This window comes from Methanomicrobium sp. W14 (assembly GCF_017875315.1).
Lineage (GTDB): Archaea > Halobacteriota > Methanomicrobia > Methanomicrobiales > Methanomicrobiaceae > Methanomicrobium.
Window position 1 is genome coordinate 456,157 of the sequence record NZ_JAGGMM010000001.1, and the last position, 18,052, is coordinate 474,208.

Annotated in this window: 20 protein-coding genes; 12 read left to right on the plus strand and 8 right to left on the minus strand. The window is 42.2% G+C overall.

The features are described from left to right. Nucleotides 1-236: 236 nt before the first annotated feature. A complete protein-coding gene (locus J2128_RS02385; RefSeq protein WP_209689325.1) occupies nucleotides 237-980 on the plus strand; it encodes a DNA polymerase sliding clamp in 744 nt (247 codons plus the stop codon). Nucleotides 981-997: 17 nt separating this feature from the next. Continuing rightward, entirely contained in the window at nucleotides 998-2,104 is a 1,107-nt protein-coding gene (locus J2128_RS02390; protein ID WP_209689327.1) for a DNA primase large subunit PriL, read from the plus strand. Nucleotides 2,105-2,214: 110 nt separating this feature from the next. Here J2128_RS02390 and J2128_RS02395 read toward each other — a convergent pair whose 3' ends face one another. Beyond that, complete coding sequence (locus J2128_RS02395) at nucleotides 2,215-2,397, minus strand: hypothetical protein (RefSeq protein WP_209689329.1); 183 nt, start codon at nucleotides 2,395-2,397, stop codon at nucleotides 2,215-2,217. Between the two features lie 126 nt (nucleotides 2,398-2,523). On the opposite strand from J2128_RS02395, the gene J2128_RS02400 reads away from it, so the two are divergent. The 8 genes from J2128_RS02400 to J2128_RS02435 all read left to right on the plus strand — a co-directional run bounded on the left by J2128_RS02400 (nucleotide 2,524) and on the right by J2128_RS02435 (nucleotide 7,135). Continuing rightward, nucleotides 2,524-3,081: a thiamine-phosphate synthase family protein gene (locus J2128_RS02400; RefSeq protein ID WP_209689331.1), complete on the plus strand. Its 558-nt coding sequence runs from the start codon at nucleotides 2,524-2,526 to the stop codon at nucleotides 3,079-3,081. Between the two features lie 12 nt (nucleotides 3,082-3,093). Further along, a complete protein-coding gene (locus J2128_RS02405) occupies nucleotides 3,094-3,285 on the plus strand; it encodes a 30S ribosomal protein S17e (protein WP_209689333.1) in 192 nt (63 codons plus the stop codon). A 7-nt stretch (nucleotides 3,286-3,292) separates the two neighbouring features. Then, nucleotides 3,293-4,168, plus strand: coding sequence for a 4-hydroxy-tetrahydrodipicolinate synthase (dapA, locus tag J2128_RS02410; protein ID WP_209689335.1), 876 nt, complete (start codon nucleotides 3,293-3,295; stop codon nucleotides 4,166-4,168). Beyond that, nucleotides 4,161-4,928 carry a 4-hydroxy-tetrahydrodipicolinate reductase gene (gene dapB, locus J2128_RS02415; protein ID WP_209689337.1) on the plus strand — a complete coding sequence of 256 codons (768 nt, stop codon included), beginning with the start codon at nucleotides 4,161-4,163 and terminating at the stop codon, nucleotides 4,926-4,928. The genes dapA and dapB overlap by 8 nt, the downstream gene beginning before the upstream one ends. Nucleotides 4,929-5,010: 82 nt before the next feature. Beyond that, complete coding sequence (locus J2128_RS02420) at nucleotides 5,011-5,184, plus strand: DUF362 domain-containing protein (protein ID WP_209689338.1); 174 nt, start codon at nucleotides 5,011-5,013, stop codon at nucleotides 5,182-5,184. Nucleotides 5,185-5,244: 60 nt separating this feature from the next. Beyond that, complete coding sequence (gene asd, locus J2128_RS02425) at nucleotides 5,245-6,261, plus strand: aspartate-semialdehyde dehydrogenase (protein WP_209689340.1); 1,017 nt, start codon at nucleotides 5,245-5,247, stop codon at nucleotides 6,259-6,261. Between the two features lie 28 nt (nucleotides 6,262-6,289). Further along, nucleotides 6,290-6,559 (plus strand): DNA-binding protein Alba, encoded by a 270-nt coding sequence (albA, locus tag J2128_RS02430; protein ID WP_209689342.1) that lies wholly within the window; start codon nucleotides 6,290-6,292, stop codon nucleotides 6,557-6,559. 126 nt (nucleotides 6,560-6,685) lie between these two features. Continuing rightward, nucleotides 6,686-7,135, plus strand: coding sequence for a hypothetical protein (locus tag J2128_RS02435; RefSeq protein ID WP_209689344.1), 450 nt, complete (start codon nucleotides 6,686-6,688; stop codon nucleotides 7,133-7,135). 484 nt (nucleotides 7,136-7,619) lie between these two features. Here J2128_RS02435 and J2128_RS02440 read toward each other — a convergent pair whose 3' ends face one another. The 5 genes from J2128_RS02440 to J2128_RS02460 form a co-directional block, all read right to left on the minus strand. Next, a complete protein-coding gene (locus J2128_RS02440) occupies nucleotides 7,620-8,735 on the minus strand; it encodes a DUF373 family protein (protein WP_209689346.1) in 1,116 nt (371 codons plus the stop codon). 59 nt (nucleotides 8,736-8,794) lie between these two features. Next, the gene (locus J2128_RS02445) at nucleotides 8,795-9,658 is read right to left on the minus strand and encodes a coiled-coil protein (RefSeq protein ID WP_209689348.1); all 864 of its coding nucleotides are present in this window, start codon (nucleotides 9,656-9,658) and stop codon (nucleotides 8,795-8,797) included. Between the two features lie 447 nt (nucleotides 9,659-10,105). After that, complete coding sequence (locus J2128_RS02450) at nucleotides 10,106-10,744, minus strand: HEAT repeat domain-containing protein (protein WP_209689350.1); 639 nt, start codon at nucleotides 10,742-10,744, stop codon at nucleotides 10,106-10,108. A gap of 405 nt (nucleotides 10,745-11,149) precedes the next feature. After that, entirely contained in the window at nucleotides 11,150-12,325 is a 1,176-nt protein-coding gene (ftsZ, locus tag J2128_RS02455) for a cell division protein FtsZ (protein ID WP_209689352.1), read from the minus strand. Between the two features lie 96 nt (nucleotides 12,326-12,421). Next, nucleotides 12,422-12,601: a type II toxin-antitoxin system ParD family antitoxin gene (locus tag J2128_RS02460; protein ID WP_209689354.1), complete on the minus strand. Its 180-nt coding sequence runs from the start codon at nucleotides 12,599-12,601 to the stop codon at nucleotides 12,422-12,424. A 198-nt stretch (nucleotides 12,602-12,799) separates the two neighbouring features. Here J2128_RS02460 and J2128_RS02465 point away from each other — a divergent pair, with 198 nt between their 5' ends. Beyond that, nucleotides 12,800-13,801 (plus strand): histidinol-phosphate transaminase, encoded by a 1,002-nt coding sequence (locus J2128_RS02465; RefSeq protein WP_245323274.1) that lies wholly within the window; start codon nucleotides 12,800-12,802, stop codon nucleotides 13,799-13,801. Continuing rightward, complete coding sequence (locus tag J2128_RS02470; protein ID WP_209689356.1) at nucleotides 13,789-14,388, plus strand: NTP transferase domain-containing protein; 600 nt, start codon at nucleotides 13,789-13,791, stop codon at nucleotides 14,386-14,388. Before J2128_RS02465 ends, J2128_RS02470 begins: the two co-directional genes overlap by 13 nt. A 59-nt stretch (nucleotides 14,389-14,447) precedes the next feature. On the opposite strand, the gene J2128_RS02475 is transcribed toward J2128_RS02470, so the two are convergent. Both J2128_RS02475 and alaS read right to left on the minus strand, forming a co-directional pair. Beyond that, nucleotides 14,448-15,275, minus strand: a complete 828-nt coding sequence (locus tag J2128_RS02475; protein WP_209689357.1) for a transcriptional regulator — start codon at nucleotides 15,273-15,275, stop codon at nucleotides 14,448-14,450. Nucleotides 15,276-15,282: 7 nt separating this feature from the next. Further along, complete coding sequence (alaS, locus tag J2128_RS02480) at nucleotides 15,283-18,021, minus strand: alanine--tRNA ligase (RefSeq protein ID WP_209689358.1); 2,739 nt, start codon at nucleotides 18,019-18,021, stop codon at nucleotides 15,283-15,285. Nucleotides 18,022-18,052: the final 31 nt, after the last annotated feature.

An 18,052-nucleotide genomic window follows, 5' to 3' on the forward strand; every position in this document is an offset into this window, starting at 1 on the left:
ATAAATAATAACTGCCGTAACAAATTACGCTTAAATAGTTTATAATAGAGTTATATATAATCAGTTGTGATCAACCGATGCAATTTGCTCCTGATTGTTGTGATTGCAGGGGCAAAAGCATCCTGACATAACTTCAGAGAGACAAAAAGCCGTTTTCAGGCTTAACGTAAAATTCCAAAGAGGTTTTTAAAGCAGAGCCAACAATTTATATGTTATAATTCAAACGGGGTAAATAAATGTTGAAGGCAACCATAAATACTGAAATTTTTAAGGAAACAGTTGACGTTATAGTGGCAATCGTGACGGAATGCCGTCTGAATGTAAGTGAAGCAGGGTTTATGGCCCGTGCTGTTGACACAGCAAACGTAGCAATGATCTCTATTGAGCTTTCATCAGGTGCGTTCTCAAAATATTCCGCAACAGAGACTGTTGTGGGAATTGACGTAAACAAGATGAAGAACATTGTGGGTATGATGGGAAAGGAAGATGCTATATCCCTTGACCTGGCAGAAGGGGGCTATAAAATGGAACTTGCATTCGGCGGGTACAAGTATTCCCTGGCACTTCTGGATGTTAATACGGTCAGAAAAGATCCTAACATGCCGACAATACAGCTGCCCGGGAAAGTTGTCATATCCGGTTCTGAATTAAATGACGCAATAAAGGCGGCGTCTCTTGTTTCCGATAAAATAGCATTCGGTATAAACCCTGAAAAAGGTACTTTTTACATGGAGGCCGACGGAGATACCGATCATATCAATCTTGAAATCAGTGGAAGCGATCTGAAGTCATTTGTACCTGCAGAAGCGCGTTCACTGTTTTCCCTTGATTACCTGAAGGATATGGGCCGGGTTATGAGCAGGGCTGAAGAGGTTGAAATCCAGATCGGAGTTGATCACCCGGTAAAATTTGCATTTAGTATAGCAGATGGCAACGGAAAAGTCGAATATCTGCTTGCACCACGTATAGAAGCAGACTGATTTATCTTATAATAGTTATGCTCGTTGAACTTGACAAGAAAGATCTGGCAAAATACCCATTTTTAAAGGAAGCACAGAGCCTTGTCGGCAAAAGGGCTGATTCAATAGAACTTTTTTTAAAGAGCAGGTTCGGCGGCAGGATTGGAGAACGGGCTGTAATCCGTATAAAAGCGGCTCTGGAGTCTGATTTTGTATTCAACGAAATAAGGCTGGATAACCCCGAGGATGAAATCCTTTCATATGCGGTGTCAAGGCTTATTGTGTCCTGCATGAAAGAGCGGCAGATGGTAGATAAACTCTGCCGTTATGAGTCTGAACGTGCTTCATATTTTCTTCTGACCGAGGAATACCCGAAAAAAGAGTATGTTGCAAAAAGTGTCGGAATTACCTTTGGTGCAGACAAAATCAGGGTCTCCGATTATGTGGAGCTTGTCCCTAATCTGCGTGATGCAAAGTGGCAGCTTGTAAACCGTGACGTATCCGAAGGTTATGTCTTTATACAGAAGGATGAGTCTGATGAACTTTTAAAGGAGAGAATTCGTTCGGTTCTTCACAGCCAGCTGCCTCTTCCTGTGACTGAAAGTCTGTGCAGTCTCCTTGAATCCTCGTCAGGGGAAATCTCACGAGTATACCAGGAAAAACTTGTCGAACAGTTCGGTGAGGTTGACGAGGGTGCATTTCCCCCGTGCATGAAGGCTATAATCAATGCCGTATCGGCGGGGACAAATATACCTCACACGGCAAGGTTCTCCCTTACCGCGTTTATGCATACCATAGGGATGGATACGACAGGAATAGTGGAGGTGTACACACGTGCACCTGATTTTGACGTTGAGAAAACCCTTTACCAGGTGGAACATATTTCAGGAAGAAGCGGTACTGAGTATACTCCTCCCGGGTGTGCGACAATGAAAACTTATGGATTGTGCGTAAATCCTGACAGTCTCTGCAAAGGAAAAAGCATAGCTCACCCTTTAAGTTACTATAAGTTGCGTAAAAAACACCTCGATAAAAAAAATCAGGAAAAAGAACATTCTGTTAAAGACAAAATTTCAAGCGATAAAGACAGCCTGAAAGACACAGAAATGGGTAAAACAAATAATACTAAGATAAACCCCAAATAGAATTTAGTGCTTTATTGATAAATATAACATGTAAATAAACGACTCTCTGTGCGAAAGTGGCACAAAAAATATATAAAAAAACTGTTTTTTTAATTCTTTCAGTTTGAAGTCTATGTCCTGATATTGTTTTTGCTGATGTAATACCCTCCTGCGCTCATAAATAATATAAAGAGGACTATTGCAGCCAGTGTTGCGTATGCCGCGGGGAAAATGGCCGGAAGGACTGCAAGGCACAGTATGAGTATTATTATGCTGCTGATTGCTGTCACACAGTCTAAAACCACTGAATTCATACAGTCTGTTTTGTTCTTATATGATAAAGAAATATTCATGTTTATATTGAATACCCTGAATTGTCTGTACCTATTAAAAATTGGAATACAAAAAGTGAATAATGTTTGCAGGTACACCTGAATACCATGCGTGACGAGGAAAAACAGAATGCTACAGACATGCTTTCGCTGGCTATGGAAAAAATAGCTGGCCTTGTTCCGCCATGGTTTATTCCGGAAGTTGGTATGAATGTCGCATATGCACTTCCCGATGCGCGTGTGACCGGCGATGTCGCAGCAGTTGAAGGCAGAATAGTAAGGCTTGGAAACAAAGTCCACCCTGTAGGAGATATAAAATTCGGCGCAAGCAGCCATGTGGCAAGAATTGTACTGACAGCCATGAAGTTTGACAGTGACATAAGAAGTGCCGTAAACATCCGTTTTTCTGAAGAGATAATAAAAAAGGCAGAAGACCTGCTCCTTGAAGTCAGGAGTTTTGACAGGGAAAAAGAGCCTTCCGGGGTCAGCACCATGGACTGGGGTGTCGCCTTCTGTTGCAGCGAGGGGGATGTTCCCGATGTCATATATGACCGCGGAGGAGTCGGAAAAGAGCCCATGATAAGATTTCTTGGTGAGGACCCGCTGACAGTCGTCAATAATATTATTATGATAGCCGAGCGCATAAATAATAAAAATAAAAACTAACAGGTAAGAGAAATGGGAATTAAACCGACATACATAAAGGCTCTGAGCCAGGAACTGCTTTCTAAGAACACAGGAAAGTTCACAAATGATTTTGACGGGAACAAAGTTGTCGTTGACGAAGTTGCAGTAATCGATTCGAAACGTGTCCGCAACAGAGTCGCAGGCGCAATTACAAGAAAAGTAAATAGAAAGAAAGTCATATAAGCTCTTTATGTTTGAGGGAGTATATCCAGCATTAATAACTCCTTTTAAGGATAATCAACAAAGAGAGCTGGACCTTGAAGGTCTTAAATCCAACATAGACTTTCTTATTTCACAAGGTGTCCACGGGATTGTGCCATGCGGTTCCACCGGCGAGTCCGCGACGCTTACGTTTGAAGAGCATGAGGAAGTAATCAAAAAGTCCGTAGAGGTAGCGGACGGGCGTGTCCCTGTCCTTGCAGGAACAGGTTCCAACAATACTGCGGAAGCAGTAAGGTTTACAAAAGCCGCCAGAGATATTGGTGCTGACGGTGTTCTTGTTTTGAGTCCGTATTACAACAAACCGAACCGTTCGGGACTCGTTAAGCATTACGAAAAGCTTGCAGACCTGGATATTCCTGTTGTAATCTATAATGTTCCCGGAAGGACCGGGCAGAACCTTTTGCCTGACCTTATCATAGAGCTTGCCGAATACCCTGGTATTGCTGGTATAAAAGAGGCAAGCGGGGATATAACTCAGGTGTCGGCTATAATAGAAGGCACCCGTGATTTTGATTTTACGGTAATTTCCGGAGATGATGCTATGACACTTCCGATTCTTGCCCTCGGCGGCGGAGGTGTGATAAGTGTTACGGCAAACGTCGAACCTGAAATGATGGTGAAGATGTACGAGAGCTTTGAGTCAGGTTCTCTTGATGAAGCACGTAAAATGCATTATCTGCTTTCCCCTATGTTTCGGACAATGTTCATAGAGACTAATCCGATTCCTGTCAAGACTGCCGTAGGAATGAGAGGTATGGCGGCGGGGCCTCTCAGGCTTCCCCTTGATGAACTGGACAAAGACAAAAAAGAAATTCTCAAAGGAGTTTTGGAAAGATATGATTAAAGTTGGTATATGCGGAGCTCTCGGAAGAATGGGGACAAAGATAGGCGGACTTGTAAATGATTCGCCGGACCTTGAGCTTGTCGGAGGAATAGACGTAAAAGCCGGACAGTTCTATGGCACTGAAGTATATGAGTCCTGCCGAATAGATGAGTTCCTGAAAGAGAAAAAACCTGATGTCCTTGTTGATTTTACGGTTGCCGGCGCTGCTGTTGAAAACGTAAAAGCTGCATCAAAAAACGGCGTTGCGGTTATTGTCGGGACAACAGGTTTTTCCGAAGAACAGAGAGAGGAACTTGATAAAACTATCACAGGCCGTATTCCGGCGGTAATTTCAAGCAACTTCAGTCTCGGCGTAAACATATTCTGGAGACTTGTAAGAGAGGCCGCAAAACAGCTGAAAGACTATGATATTGAGGTCATTGAGGCCCATCATCATTTCAAAAAGGACGCCCCGAGCGGGACTGCCAAAACGATTATAAAGATATTAAAAGAAGAGGTTGGTGACCGTAAGGAGGTCTACGGGCGTGAAGGCATGGTCGGAGAACGTGGTGATGAAATAGGTGTTCACGTAATACGCGGGGGAGATATAGTCGGCGATCATACAGTTATGTTTGCAGGAAACGATGAGGTTATAGAACTCACTCATCGCGCATATGACAGGCTTGTATTTGCGCACGGAGTAGTTCGTTCAATACCATGGATCTATAAAAAATCTCCGGGCATTTACTCAATGGACGATGTCCTTGGTTTTAATGACTGAATATTATTAAATTATCCTTTATTTTGTAAAAAAACGAAATTTATTTTATTAGTACTGCCAACCTAAGACCGAGGAATTAACTATGGTAGCAGTAGTAGACAAAGATTCTTGTACAGGTTGCGAAAACTGCGTTGACGCATGTCCATCGGAAGCAATTACAATGAATGACGGTATTGCATCAGTGGACAAAGACAAATGCGTTGACTGTGAAGCATGTGTGGACGAGTGCCCTGTTGAAGCAATCAGCATGGAATAAAGCGGCCGGTATAGATAAACAAACATTTTATACCTAAATCAACGTATTCTTTTTTAATCCATGATCAATGTAGGAGTATTAGGTGCAACCGGTGCAGTAGGGCAGCGGTTTGTACAGCTGCTTGCCAGTCATCCCTGGTTTAATCTCCAGACCCTGACGGCATCTGAACGCAGTGCGGGAAAGAGTTACCGCGATGCGGTAAACTGGCGTCTTGACGAACCCTTTCCGGAATCTGTTGGTGATATCGTAGTAAAAAACACTGATGTAAACAGCGTAAAGGATTTGGATCTTGTATTTTCTGCTCTTCCTGCAAGTCTTGCAACAAATCTGGAGACAGATATTTCGCGTGCCGGTGTGGCGGTATGCAGTAATGCATCCTCCCACAGGATGGATGAAAAAGTTCCTCTTGTGATTCCTGAAGTGAATCCCGACCACCTGGGCCTTATAGATCTGCAGCGTGACAGCGGCAGTGACGGGTTTATTGTAACGAATCCTAACTGTTCAACTATAGTTATGGTTTCTGCGCTAAACCCAATAAAGCACCATGAAATTTCTGATATTCGCGTGGCAACAATGCAGGCCATATCCGGGGCCGGTTTTGAAGGTGTTGCGGCAATGTCAATCTATGACAACGTGATTCCTTTCATCGGTTCTGAAGAGGAAAAAATGGAGAACGAAACCCAGAAAATTATGGGGACCTTTGATGGTTCACAGATCATCAGTGCGCCGTTTTCAGTCAGCGCGAGCTGCCACCGTGTACCCGTAATAGATGGGCATACCCTGGCAGTCTGGCTTGGAGTCAACGCTTCGGTTGAGGAACTGAAGAATGACTACAGGAATTACAGGGCACCGTTTTCAGGTCTTCCTACACAGCCTGACAAGTCCGTAATTCTTCTGGAACAGGAGGACAGACCACAGCCCAGACTTGACAGAAATCGTGGCAGGGGAATGACGGTTTCTGTAGGAAGGGTTCGTGAAGGCATACGCTTTATTGCTATGGGGCACAATACCATACGTGGAGCAGCAGGTGCATCTGTCCTTAATGCAGAACTAATCGTTAGCAAAAAGTATCTTTAATTGAATTAAAATTAGGAGGGGAAACAAATTGACAGACAATACAGTGTTCGTAGGTAACAAACCTGTAATGAACTATGTTCTTGCAGTAGTTACGCAATTCAACCAGGGAGCTGAAGAAGTTTCAGTTAAAGCGCGTGGGAAAGCAATTTCCCGCGCTGTTGATACAACGGAGATTGCATTAAACCGTTTTTTGGAGAATGTCAAAAAGTCAGAGATAGAGACTTCTACAGAAATCGTTGATACTGAGAGTGGTAAAACAAACGTCTCCAGTATTGAGATTAAATTGACGAAAATCTAAGGAAAGTCTTAATTATCTCATTTATTTTTTTAATTTAATGCTTTTTTGTACATTTATATTGTTGCTTTTTCTGCAACAGGTTCTACCATAAAGAATATATCGTGTTTTTGATAAACGTTTAATCTAATGAAAATCATTTATGTGCTGTCTGCACTGCTTTTGCTTTCATTAATAGTTCCGGCTGTATCTGCAGATGAAGGCAGTCAGTACAGCTACATAGGAATAACCAATCTGTCTGTGGAGCTTTCCGACAATGAGGCTGTCTATGATGTTCACTACAATATTGATGAAGGTGTTCAGTTTCTTGTTTTGTTCCTCGGGAAATCGGACCTTAAAAGTAAACTCAGCAGGGTTATGAATATTAAAAACGGCAGGTTTGATATTGTTGATATGGATCACGCCGTTATAACTGTTGACAATTCGTCGGTTGACAACGGTGACGGCTCTCTGTGGTTCCCGAGAAAAGAGCTTATGGTAAATATTCCTGTGATATCTGTAAAGACGCCAAGGACATCTACAACTTATAATGATACGAAGGAAATACCGGGAATCGGTTATTTTGCAGAAAAAGTCTAATGAGCTTTTTTCTGCCTAATGTAATTTTAAAAAGTAAACCTTTTTTGATTTTTGGCAGTAATCTGAATTATATCTGTTCAGTTTTTTTATGCGTGTATGATTGACCAGCTTTTATCTCTCTTAGGGGTGCTTTTCAAAAAAACCTGAAAATTCTTATTTTCTAGACAGGTAATTAATTTTTTCGTTTCTTTGATTCTTTTCTTTTTTTATATTTTTTCTATAAGACATACGTAATTGTACTGAAAATTTTTGGTGCCTGGTTTTATGTCATCACCTGAAGAAATTAACCTGATGCTAATTTCAGGTTCTCTGAATTCTTCGCAGTCTTCGTCAGATGAAATAAATTCTGTATTAATGCATCGGATTTAGATGTAATGTTTTGGTTTCATTGTTATATTCAAAATCCGGAACCAAAAAAGGAGAAAAAAATTTAATAGCATTTCAACTAAAAAATGAAAATTTTATTTTTACAGAATTCCGGCTGTTAAAGTTCAGAATTCAGTTTTATTTTTGTCCACTTTATTATGTATTTTTGCAGGTACATTCCGGTTGCCGCAAGTATCAGCCCGATTGACGTTGTGTATACAATAACTCTTACACCTTCAATTCCGAGGAACGGGAAGTCCAGGTTACTGCTGACTGCAAGGATGTATATGCTTGCACCGTATATGATAATCCCCACAGCTGTGACAAAGAAAGGTATTGAGATATATCTCCCGAGAATTGTTATATCATTGAGATAAATATCGATGATTTTGCCTATGGACGCTATCAGGACTGCTATAGTGAAGTAAGCTATTGATCCGTATGTGAACGAAAGCAGATAAAACAAAATTCCCTGCTCTACGGAATACCATTCAAGAAGACTTGTAAGTCCGATAATTACACCGATTATTCCTATAAGTATAGCCGAGATGTAGGCAATGAACGTAAATCTCCCCCCCAAAAAGGAAGAGTGGAGGGCATTGAGGGCATAGTTGAAATATTCGTCAATTCCCATTCCTTTGAAGAGCAGAAACAGTCCTAAGACGCCCACTACTATTACAACAGCTATCTCCGGGGTTCCCATAAGGTTTGCAATAGCATAGAGAAGCATTGCAAGACCTATAGGCACAAGGAAAGTTCTTGCTACCTTAGGGTCATCCATGAATTTTTTGATTATATAGTAGGTGCCCTCAAGATTGGGCATCTGGTTCACTATAACACGCTGAATGCTTTTGACGTCCACAACAGACTGAATAATAGGGAGTACAAATTCGTCCTCTGCTCCGTCAGTGACGAGTATGCATTCATTGATCTCATTCTCCCAGACAATCTTTCCGAGTTCTTGTGAGATCCTCCTGTCTCCTTCTATTTCGTTTGTGTGGTTGCCCCCGATAACTGATATGTATACGTCTTCGCCTTTTGCCTTAAGCTCATCATAGGTTTTCAGAGCCTGAAACATTGCATTGACATCGGAATCCTCAGGATCGGAGAGAGCCAGACTGTTGGCCGCATTAAGGCAGTTGTCCCTTCCGACAACCGGTTCATTTATGTTTGCCTTAAAACCGATATCATCATCGCGATCGACACACAGAATCAGTGTTTTAACATCCGGCATCTATATTAAAATTCATTTTATATGTATAAAAAATTGTCTAAAAAAAGGATATTTTTTGTTTAGATCAGTTTTGCACGCTGAAGAAGCAGTATATCATCAGTCGTGAGTTTTTCACCGCTTCTGAACTGCTGGAATACCTGTTCAGCTTCTTTGCGCACAGCTTTCTGTTCTTTGGTAACTTTTGACTTCTTTGTCTTCTTGCGCAGGCCGCCGATTACCTTATCATAATCACGGATCTCTTTCTGGCATGCGATGAACTGGTTGTGCTCTGAATCCGCGGATTCCTGTGCTTCAACAAATTTTTTGTGTGCTTCATCGGCAGCTTCACGTGACTTGTCAGCCTTGCGGTAGCATTCAACCATAAGATCATGGTATTTCTGTGCAAGTTCAGCGGCTTCTGTTACCTGGGCATGAAGTTCTGAAGCTTTTTTGCGGAGGTCACGAGCTTCCTGAAGCTTTGTGTGAATCTCCTTGTTCTGCTCAAGTTCTTCTTCCTGGTCTTTTATGGAAAGCCTGAGCTGCTTAATTTTCTCAATAAGCTCGCGCTCTTTCTCAGTGTTCATCACCCTGGTCTGCTGTTCCATCTCAAGGTGTTCAATCTGCTTCTGCAGTTCTTTTATGCCGCGGTTGTTGCTGATTGCACCGTGCTCTTTTTTATGAGCATCTATTTCTTCGAAGAGAGCATTTGCCTTGTCATTGTAGACATTTCTCTCGTCTTTTAAGCGGTGAACATCATTATTTGATTTGTCACGAAGTTCCTTGTTTTTCTGTGCATCGTCAACGAACTCACGTGTCTGCGCATTAAGCTGATTGCGTTCGCGTGCATGCGAACTTGCAAGAGCATTTAGTTCATTTCTTTTTTCTTTATGTTCCTCTGACTGCTGGAGAACAACTTTTCTTTTTTCTATCAATTCATTCAACATGCTCAACACATACCTGTAGTCATAAACCCTGCATTCCCAAAACAGCCGTTTTTACAAATAACTGTCAATGTTGATTAAGGATAATTAAATTAACGAAACAAAAGATCTCTTTTCCCGGGTACTCCTTTTTTGGTATCCGTGTTCTACATGCTGTTCGTCTTTTGTTCGACTCCCTATTCCACCAACGGAAAGCTTTTTACATCACTTTTTAGACATTTCCGTTTAAGTTATTTGTGCACTCTTTTTAGGTCTGCACAATGATTTCTATAAATTAGAGGGCTTATATTAAATAAGATTTTCGTTAAGAGATTTTCATCTCTGTTGCACAACTAATAACAAGTTACTGATCTGCTTTGTTCTTTTAGAAATATATCGGTTGTTGGCTTATGAAACATTTGCGCTCAACGTAAATAATACTAAATCTTTCCTTGCAGATTGCATTAATTTTTAATGTTTAAGGCCACCTGTCATGTTTTTTTCTATAACCCTTATTGCTCCGGCAGAATGGATGCGGGTGACTCTGCAGGGGTCGTTAAGCTTCTCTTTTAGTTTTGGCAGTGAATTCTTTACAAGTTCAGGGTTGTATTTTCCGATAACCCTGAATATCTCGGGTGCTTCACTTCTTACATATTTTTCATCAGGGTCATCCAGCAGACTTTCAAAGACAGTGATGTACTCTTTAAACAAAACGGGATTTGTATTTGCAATATTTTCACAACACCAGATCATTGACATGCGAACCTTTGGCTCATCATCTCTATGCATGTTTATAATATCTTCCAGTCGTTGCGAAATTGTTTTAGTTTTTGCTCTTCCTGTTCTTCCTATGGCAAACAGGGCGTTCTCCCGGACTTTGGAAGATTTGTTTTTCAGGTGACAAAAGGCCGTCTCAAGGTGGCTTTGCACAATCTCTGGTTTACTGATACCTATCTGTCCGACGGCCCACAGGGCTCCTGCGATAATTTCCGGATCATTTCCTGTTAAACATTTTTCAATGAATAATAAATCGTTTTTTGTTACTGAATCGGGCTGTTTAGCTCCTCTGCGGGATATTTCCTTTACTTTTTCCAGTGCGGATTTTTCCATAGTTTAGATAAATTATTATTTTCATTCCTAAAAACAGGGCAGGGTTTTTATAAATGTCCGTACTTTTTCCTAAAGAGACAGTTTCTCTGGCAGCACTGTAACGGCCGGTCATTTTGTTTTACGCTTTAATGTGGGCATTTTCATACTGCTGTAAAATAGAGAAATACCAGATATCCGAACATGATAACCTGAAAAAAATATTTATGCCGGATTTTTGCTATATGGCGTGGTAAATACCCCTGACAGTCGTCTAAATAAAAATTATGCCATTCCTTTATTTTGGACAGAATAGAAAAATATATTTTAAGGCGGAAAATCTGTCATGTGGAATAAATAAAAAATATTTTATTATTGTATGGTGGTGTTGAAGATTTATGTCTGAGTTATCTGAATTTTTTTCAGTTTTTAGCGGATGAAATCTATAAGACCACCGCTTGTCTGTTCAGGTGTAGCCCTTCTTGCAGAAGAACCGAGAACGTTGTTGTGACGTGAATTATTTCTTTCAAACGGGCCCTGGGCGATTTCAGACCTTGACATGCTGGCTGTAGCGCTATTGCGCCCGATGACCTGCGCACTTTTTACACCTGTCATAATTGCCATGACTCTTACTTTTCCCTCGAATTCGCTGTTTATGCGTGCTCCCCAGATAACATCGGCATGCGCGTCAAGTTCATAGGTAAGTGTACTTGCAATTTCTTCTGCATCAGCGAGTGTCAGGTCGCTTCCTCCTGTGATGTGAATCAGGCTTCCTGTTGCGCCGCGGTAGTCGATATCAAGAAGCGGGTGGTTGAGACACTCGTGAACGACACTTTCGGATTTGTTCTGCTGTTTTGACTCTCCGACAAGCATTACTGCGACTCCGCCTTTGCTCATTATTGCACGAACGTCAGCGTAATCGATGTTAATCAGTGACGGCTCGGTTATCGTCTCAGATATGCCTTTTACAGTCTCTGCGATTAGCTGGTCCATAACCGAGAACGCCTGCCCGAGAGGAAGGTTGGGCACAAATGTCATAAGACGGTTGTTGTCCAGTACAATTACCGAATCAGCCGCATTGGACAGTGCTTCCAGTCCCTCTTCTGCACGCATGAGACGTGCTTTTTCCACCTGGAACGGATAACTTACCATCCCTACAACAATTGCCCCCTGCTCCTTTGCAATCTGGGCTACAACCGGTGCAACACCTGTACCTGTTCCGCCGCCCATGCCGGCTGTAATAAATACAAGGTCTGCATCCTGCAAAAGACCTTCAAGAGTTGTCCTTGCCATTTCTGCAGCACGTTTTCCGACATCCGGGAAACCTCCCGCACCAAGTCCCTTTGTAAGGGACTTGCCGACAAGAACCCTTTTGTCAGCCTGGATCATCTCCAGGTGCTGCTTGTCTGTATTTACGGCTATTGTCTCGGCACCGTTGACCTTCATGTGGTACAGACGGTTCACAGTGTTGTTGCCTGCTCCCCCGCACCCGACAATAACAATTCTCGGCTGACCTATGAAGTCTTCCTCTCCAATAACCCCTGTTCTCCTTTCAATTTGTTCAGATTCTGCGTGCTTTAAAGCCTCGTTGATAATACTTTGCATCCAATAAACCTCCTTTCCTCGTTTTAAATTAAATCAGATTTTGGGTTTGATTTTTTGAGACGGAATGCTTGTACTTAAATCTGTATCCCCTTTTGTTTACATCTCAAAGGAAATCTGTTCACTGTCTCTGATTACCCTGTTTGCGTGTTTTCCGATGAGTTCTCTAACAGAGTATCTTATTGCTTCAGATACTGTGGGGAATTCTCCAGCCTCCACCAGTTTTTCAAGCATTGCAACCTGCTGTGAAGGTAATCTGATTGTAACTCGCTCCATCATTGAAACCACATGTCCGACATATGGCAGACAATTGTCTGCTATTTGTCTGACGTATGTTTACTTTTTGTCAGACACTAATCTTCAGACAATCATTGATACAATCTATAACTATATAAAGGTTTGTTTTTAAAATCTGCATTATTCAAAATTTTTTTATCTACCTAAAATCAACTAACTGTATAAAAGGGAGAGATTTTTTTGGGACGCTATTTTCCCCGTAAAGTGTGTCACGGCGGAGCATCGCAGCTTCATGAAGAGTTAAACAGTGGAGGTATACTGGATTTTAGTGCCAATTTGAATCCTTTTCCCCCTGTGTTTGACTGGAATCCGGATATTTCATCTGCTTCTTTTTATCCGGATGATTCATATTATAAACTGAAAAAGAAAATTGCAAATAAATTTGGTTGCCACGAGGATGAAATCTGCGTAGGAAACGGGTCTATAGAGGTTATAAGGTCTTTTTTCTATGCTGTAATTGAAAATGGTGATCTTGTCAGGACAGATCCTCATACGTTTGGTGAGTATGCTCTTTCGGTGAAACTTGCAGGCGGGATATGTTCGTCTGATAGTATAAAAAAAGCAAAAGTCCGGGTCATATGTAATCCCAATAATCCCACGGGGGATTTGCTCTGCTTAAAAGACCTTCAGAATATTGCAGATGATATAAAATTATCCGGAGGCATGCTCTTTGTTGATGAAGCCTTCAACGAACTTGCAGAAGGTGCAGAATCCATGATTGGAAAAGGATTTTCAAATGTTTTTGTCAGCAGGTCGTTTACAAAATCTTTTTCCGTTCCTGGTCTAAGGATTGGTTTTGGTTTCGGTGACCCTTCACTCATAGAAAAAATGGAAGTTATCAGACCGCCCTGGACCCTTAATTCATTTGCCGAGAATTTTGCATATAATGCTCTTGATCATTATGATGAGCTTTTAGAATCCCGCTCACTGATAAAAAGGGAAAGAAACTGGCTCTATGAAAAGTTTGATGAAATCGGAATCAGTTATAATGAATCATGCACGAATTTCATCCTTCTGGATATATCCAGAAATGCAGGTGATTTTACACGTGATATGCTTAAGAGAGGAGTTTTCATACGTGACTGTACTTCTTTTGGTCTTCCCGGGTCAGTGAGGGTTGCTGTAAGGACGAGAGAAGAGAATGAGGTTCTTGTGGAGGCTTTGAAAAAGTGCTGGCTTTAATCATGGCCGGAGGTCTTGGGACCCGGATGAATCTTGGTGAAAAGCCTCTTGTCACTGTTCTTGGGAGACCTATGATATCATATGTCATATCAGCCTTCATGGATGCAGGTTATGAAATCCTTGTAGTAGTTTCGCAAAATGTGCCTATGACAAGGAACTGGTGCAGGGCCAACAATATTGATTTTTACCAGTCGAAGGGAAACGGGTATATTGAAGACCTTGTTGACTGTATAACTGAGATTGGCGTCACTACCCCTTTTTTTACATGTGTTGCTGATGTTCCGGGGATAAGGTCCGTTGATATTGAAAGAATCCGTGACCTTTACGAAAAATCAGATCTGCCGGCGTGTTCCGTATGGGTTCCGAAGATTTATTTCAGTGAAAACAACTGCAAGTGCAGCTATTATGAGACAGTGGACGGTGTTGTGTGCTGTCCTGCGGGGGTAAATGTTCTGGACGGGAAAAACATAGCTGGTGAGCAGGAAGAGCTTAAGGTTCTTCTTGATGAGCCTGCACTTGCCTTCAATGTCAATACCCGTGAAGAATTGTTGCAGGCTGAAAATTATTTTAAAAAAGTTACGATCTGATTCCTGTATTTTGTATAGGTCAGAATTAAATAAAACGATTTATTTTTCCAGATATTATCTCATTCTCTCTTTTTGAAATTGTTCCAGTATTTCTTCTCTTTTCTCCAGATGTATGATTCATATGCCATAAGAACCAGAAGTATTGCACATCCGCCGGCAAAGAACGATATTAATAATATATTTTCATCGAAACCTTCTCTTTCTTTGGTATTTTGAAGAATAATGTTAGATAAGTTATTTTCGTCTTCACAAGGTGTCATTTTCTCCTGGAATGTTTCGTTTTGAACAGTTTCGGTTCCAAAAGCTGCACCTGCACTTTTCGTACTGCCTTCGCTGCTGATGTTTTTCTGTGAAGATGTGGTATTATTGTTGGCGGTTACGTCGGTTGCTGCAAAGTACTGGCAATCTTCATTTTCTGCCCCAAAGTCATGTTGCACAGAATCCTGTGGTGATAAGCCCCCCTGGGGCTGGGACGTTTCAAAGTATCCTGAACCGGACAGGAGAGACGATGAAACCGCCGCTATGACAAGTGTTGCTATAATGAACAGCCCAAATACTGAAGCATATTTCATCAGTATCTGGCGGATGTCTTTTCCTCCTGCCGATACGATAACCACCTGGTCGCATACGCTGTATACTTTTACTTCTCTGCCTTTTTCACTGTATTTTATTCTTTTTACTTCTATAAGTCCTGCTTCAAGGAGATTTTCTACATGGTATTTTATTGTTGTCAGGGGCTGATTCAGATTTTCTGAGATCTCAGTAAGGGTCAGTTCCCCGTTTTTCAAAAGAGACAGAATGTCATTTGCTGTCTGGCTGGCCATGGCTTTGCCTATTTTTATTGCCCTCTCATCGCCAGGTTCAAGCAAAATTACGTTGTCTGTCATTTAAAATTTAGATCAGTTTTTTAATGAGATCTTTTCCTGCATGCAGGGCATTTTTTATTTGTGTCCTGTCGCTTCCGATTCCCTGTGCAAGTCCCGTGTTGCCTCCGCCTTTTCCTCCGAGAATGTTGCATACGGTTCTTACAATCTCCCCGGCGTTTACTGATTTGACGCCTGATGCAACGACGACATGAACCGGATCGCCGTCACTTACAAGAAGGCTGACGCCGCCTTTGTTGGACAAGTTTGTTGCTATTGATACAAGCTCTTTCTGGGAGGCATTTACTTCGTAAGCTGCAATAAGGACACCATTATAATCCTCGCCATGAATGGATTTTTCCTTTAACTCCACCAGCTCATTTCTGAGATTTTCAATGGTTTTTTTCTGTTCCTTCCATTCATTGAAGAACCTTTCAACAGATGACGACAGGTTTTCACGCTGAACACTCAGGACAGACGAAGAGTCATCTATTAACGCCTCAACCTTCTGCATGTACTTTAATGCAGCCATCCCTGCGGCGAATTCTATTCTTTCTATACCGTCCTGGACGTGCTCAACCCTGATTATTTTTATCGAGCCAATTTCACCTGTGCTGCGGCAGTGCGTACCTGCGCATGCCTGGATATCGTCAGCTACCTTGACGATTCTTATTTCCTTTCCGGGAGGCACGCCACCCTGGTAGAGACAGAAACCATATTTCTGTTCAGCTTTTGTTCTGTCCTCCCATTCGGTATACACGTGAAGGTCTGCAAGGACTATTTTGTTTGCGACTAATTCTATTTTTTTGAGTTCCTCCGGCGTTATATGCCTGAAATGCCTGAGGTCGATACGCGACGATTCATAGCCTTTCTGGGCACCAGCCTGGTGGATATGTGCACCAAGGACCTCCTTTGCCGCATGCAAAAGGACATGGGTTGCCGTGTGGTGGCGCATCATAGTCCTGCGGAAGTCCTCGTCGACAACACCCTTAATCGGCGTGCCGCGTTTTATAGCACCGCTTTCTTTTATTTTATGAAGAATGACGTCTCCGATTTTTATAGTGCTTATGACCTTCACCATTGCCTCTTTTGAGACAAGGCATCCTATATCCGAAGGCTGTCCTCCTCCTTCAGGGTAGAAGAGAGTCTGGTCAAGGACGATGTAATTGTCGAACTGGTCGATTACCATAGCCTCAAATTCGGTATCGGAGGTCTGCTCGTAGTATAAACGGCGTGTGGGCGGAAGAGCGTTCACTCTCTGCCTGATGTCGGCATAAGGGTCTTCTTTTGCCTCCTCTTCAGACTCTGAATGAAGGTCCGCAACAAGTGAATAAAAGTTGTCAGGAAGCTCTACCTCTTCTCCTTCCTTTGATGCAACGTCTTTTACAATCTCAGGGGGGATACCGTGAGAATCGTAGAGTGTCATGAGCTCTTTGAGGGGAACCGCCTGGTTCTGTTTTTTGTATTCCTTTGAAATCTTCTGGACAATTCTTGTTCCCCTCTCCATTGTCTGGTTGTATTTGCCTATTTCGTTTGAGATGATTTCACGTATTACCGAGGGTTCCTGCTCGAATGTGCCGGCTCCGATTGTTTTCATCTGCGCTTCAATGAGGTCAGACAGTTCATTGTCCATTCCTATTTCGTTCATCATGCGAAGCGTTCTTCTGATAACAAGACGTGCAAGGTATCCTTCCTGTACATTTGACGGGACAATGCAGTCTCCGAGCATATACGCAAGACATCTTGTGTGATCAGCGATTGCATATACCCGCTCTACAGGCTCCATTATCGACTGGAGCTTTTCATAGGAGACACCGATGTTCTGTGCAACCTTTTTCCTCATTGTAATGAGGTTTGAGCCGGTGATATCCATCATGCCTGCATATTTTGCATTCATACCAAGGATCTTGGTAAATTCGGGTTCGTCGAGAAGGTGCTCGATTCCTGCCGAAACCATAAGGTCGTTGACCATTTCCGGGAAAATTGCGTCATATATTGTAGGCGACCCTTTGGACGCCCAGACAAGACGCTCAAGGCCGTACCCGGTATCGACAATCTTTAAGTCGATAGGGTAATATGGGACGCCTTCAAGGTCAACAGGCTGTTTATCGTTTTTGGTTTTGCCAAGGCTCATGAAGACAAGTGTTGCAACCTCAAGACCGCTTATCATAATCTCAACGCTTGGCCCTGCATTTCCTCCACCTATCCACGGGTGTTCCTTGTATGTTACGTCCATCAGGTTTCCGCCGATGGATTCAAGGAAATTATCACAGAGCTCTACAGTCCTGTCTTTCCAGTAAATCTGCTCATTTTCAGAATTGAAGGCGTGATGTGCCATCATCTCGAAGGTTGTAAGATGTCTTCCGGACCTTCCGACCGAATCAAGGTCGTTGAGCCTGATGCACGGCTGTGATATCGTAAGAGGGTTTGCAGGCGGAGGGACGACGCCGCTTGTTACATACGGCTGAAAGTCTGCTATCGATGCAATTGTTAAATATATGTCATCTCTCCATCTTGCAGCTACAGGATATCTTTTTATTCTAGTGTGGCCGTTCTTTTCAAAAAATGAAAGATATGCCTCACGCATCTCATCAAGTGAATGCGGTTTGAAAACCGGATTGCCTATAAAACTGTAAGGCACACAGGGGGCGTCTCCGCAAACTTCGCGGTCAGGATCGCGTGTCCAAAAAGCAGAACCGCATTTTTTACAGATTTTCCTGACAAGTCCCTGAGATTTAAAATAATCTAATTGATACTCATCTTCGAGCATAGAAAACCACGTTATATCTCTTCAGTTTATA

Coding starts and splice junctions, on each gene's coding strand:
- alaS (WP_209689358.1), bottom strand. CDS start 18,021: ATGCTCGAAGATGAGTATCAATTAGATTATTTTAAATCTCAGGGACTT.
- J2128_RS02405 (WP_209689333.1), top strand. CDS start 3,094: ATGGGAATTAAACCGACATACATAAAGGCTCTGAGCCAGGAACTGCTT.
- J2128_RS02420 (WP_209689338.1), top strand. CDS start 5,011: ATGGTAGCAGTAGTAGACAAAGATTCTTGTACAGGTTGCGAAAACTGC.
- J2128_RS02435 (WP_209689344.1), top strand. CDS start 6,686: ATGAAAATCATTTATGTGCTGTCTGCACTGCTTTTGCTTTCATTAATA.
- asd (WP_209689340.1), top strand. CDS start 5,245: ATGATCAATGTAGGAGTATTAGGTGCAACCGGTGCAGTAGGGCAGCGG.
- J2128_RS02445 (WP_209689348.1), bottom strand. CDS start 9,658: ATGTTGAATGAATTGATAGAAAAAAGAAAAGTTGTTCTCCAGCAGTCA.
- ftsZ (WP_209689352.1), bottom strand. CDS start 12,325: ATGCAAAGTATTATCAACGAGGCTTTAAAGCACGCAGAATCTGAACAA.
- J2128_RS02460 (WP_209689354.1), bottom strand. CDS start 12,601: ATGATGGAGCGAGTTACAATCAGATTACCTTCACAGCAGGTTGCAATG.
- dapA (WP_209689335.1), top strand. CDS start 3,293: ATGTTTGAGGGAGTATATCCAGCATTAATAACTCCTTTTAAGGATAAT.
- dapB (WP_209689337.1), top strand. CDS start 4,161: ATGATTAAAGTTGGTATATGCGGAGCTCTCGGAAGAATGGGGACAAAG.
- J2128_RS02475 (WP_209689357.1), bottom strand. CDS start 15,275: ATGACAGACAACGTAATTTTGCTTGAACCTGGCGATGAGAGGGCAATA.
- J2128_RS02395 (WP_209689329.1), bottom strand. CDS start 2,397: ATGAATTCAGTGGTTTTAGACTGTGTGACAGCAATCAGCAGCATAATA.
- J2128_RS02385 (WP_209689325.1), top strand. CDS start 237: ATGTTGAAGGCAACCATAAATACTGAAATTTTTAAGGAAACAGTTGAC.
- J2128_RS02400 (WP_209689331.1), top strand. CDS start 2,524: ATGCGTGACGAGGAAAAACAGAATGCTACAGACATGCTTTCGCTGGCT.
- J2128_RS02440 (WP_209689346.1), bottom strand. CDS start 8,735: ATGCCGGATGTTAAAACACTGATTCTGTGTGTCGATCGCGATGATGAT.
- J2128_RS02450 (WP_209689350.1), bottom strand. CDS start 10,744: ATGGAAAAATCCGCACTGGAAAAAGTAAAGGAAATATCCCGCAGAGGA.
- J2128_RS02390 (WP_209689327.1), top strand. CDS start 998: ATGCTCGTTGAACTTGACAAGAAAGATCTGGCAAAATACCCATTTTTA.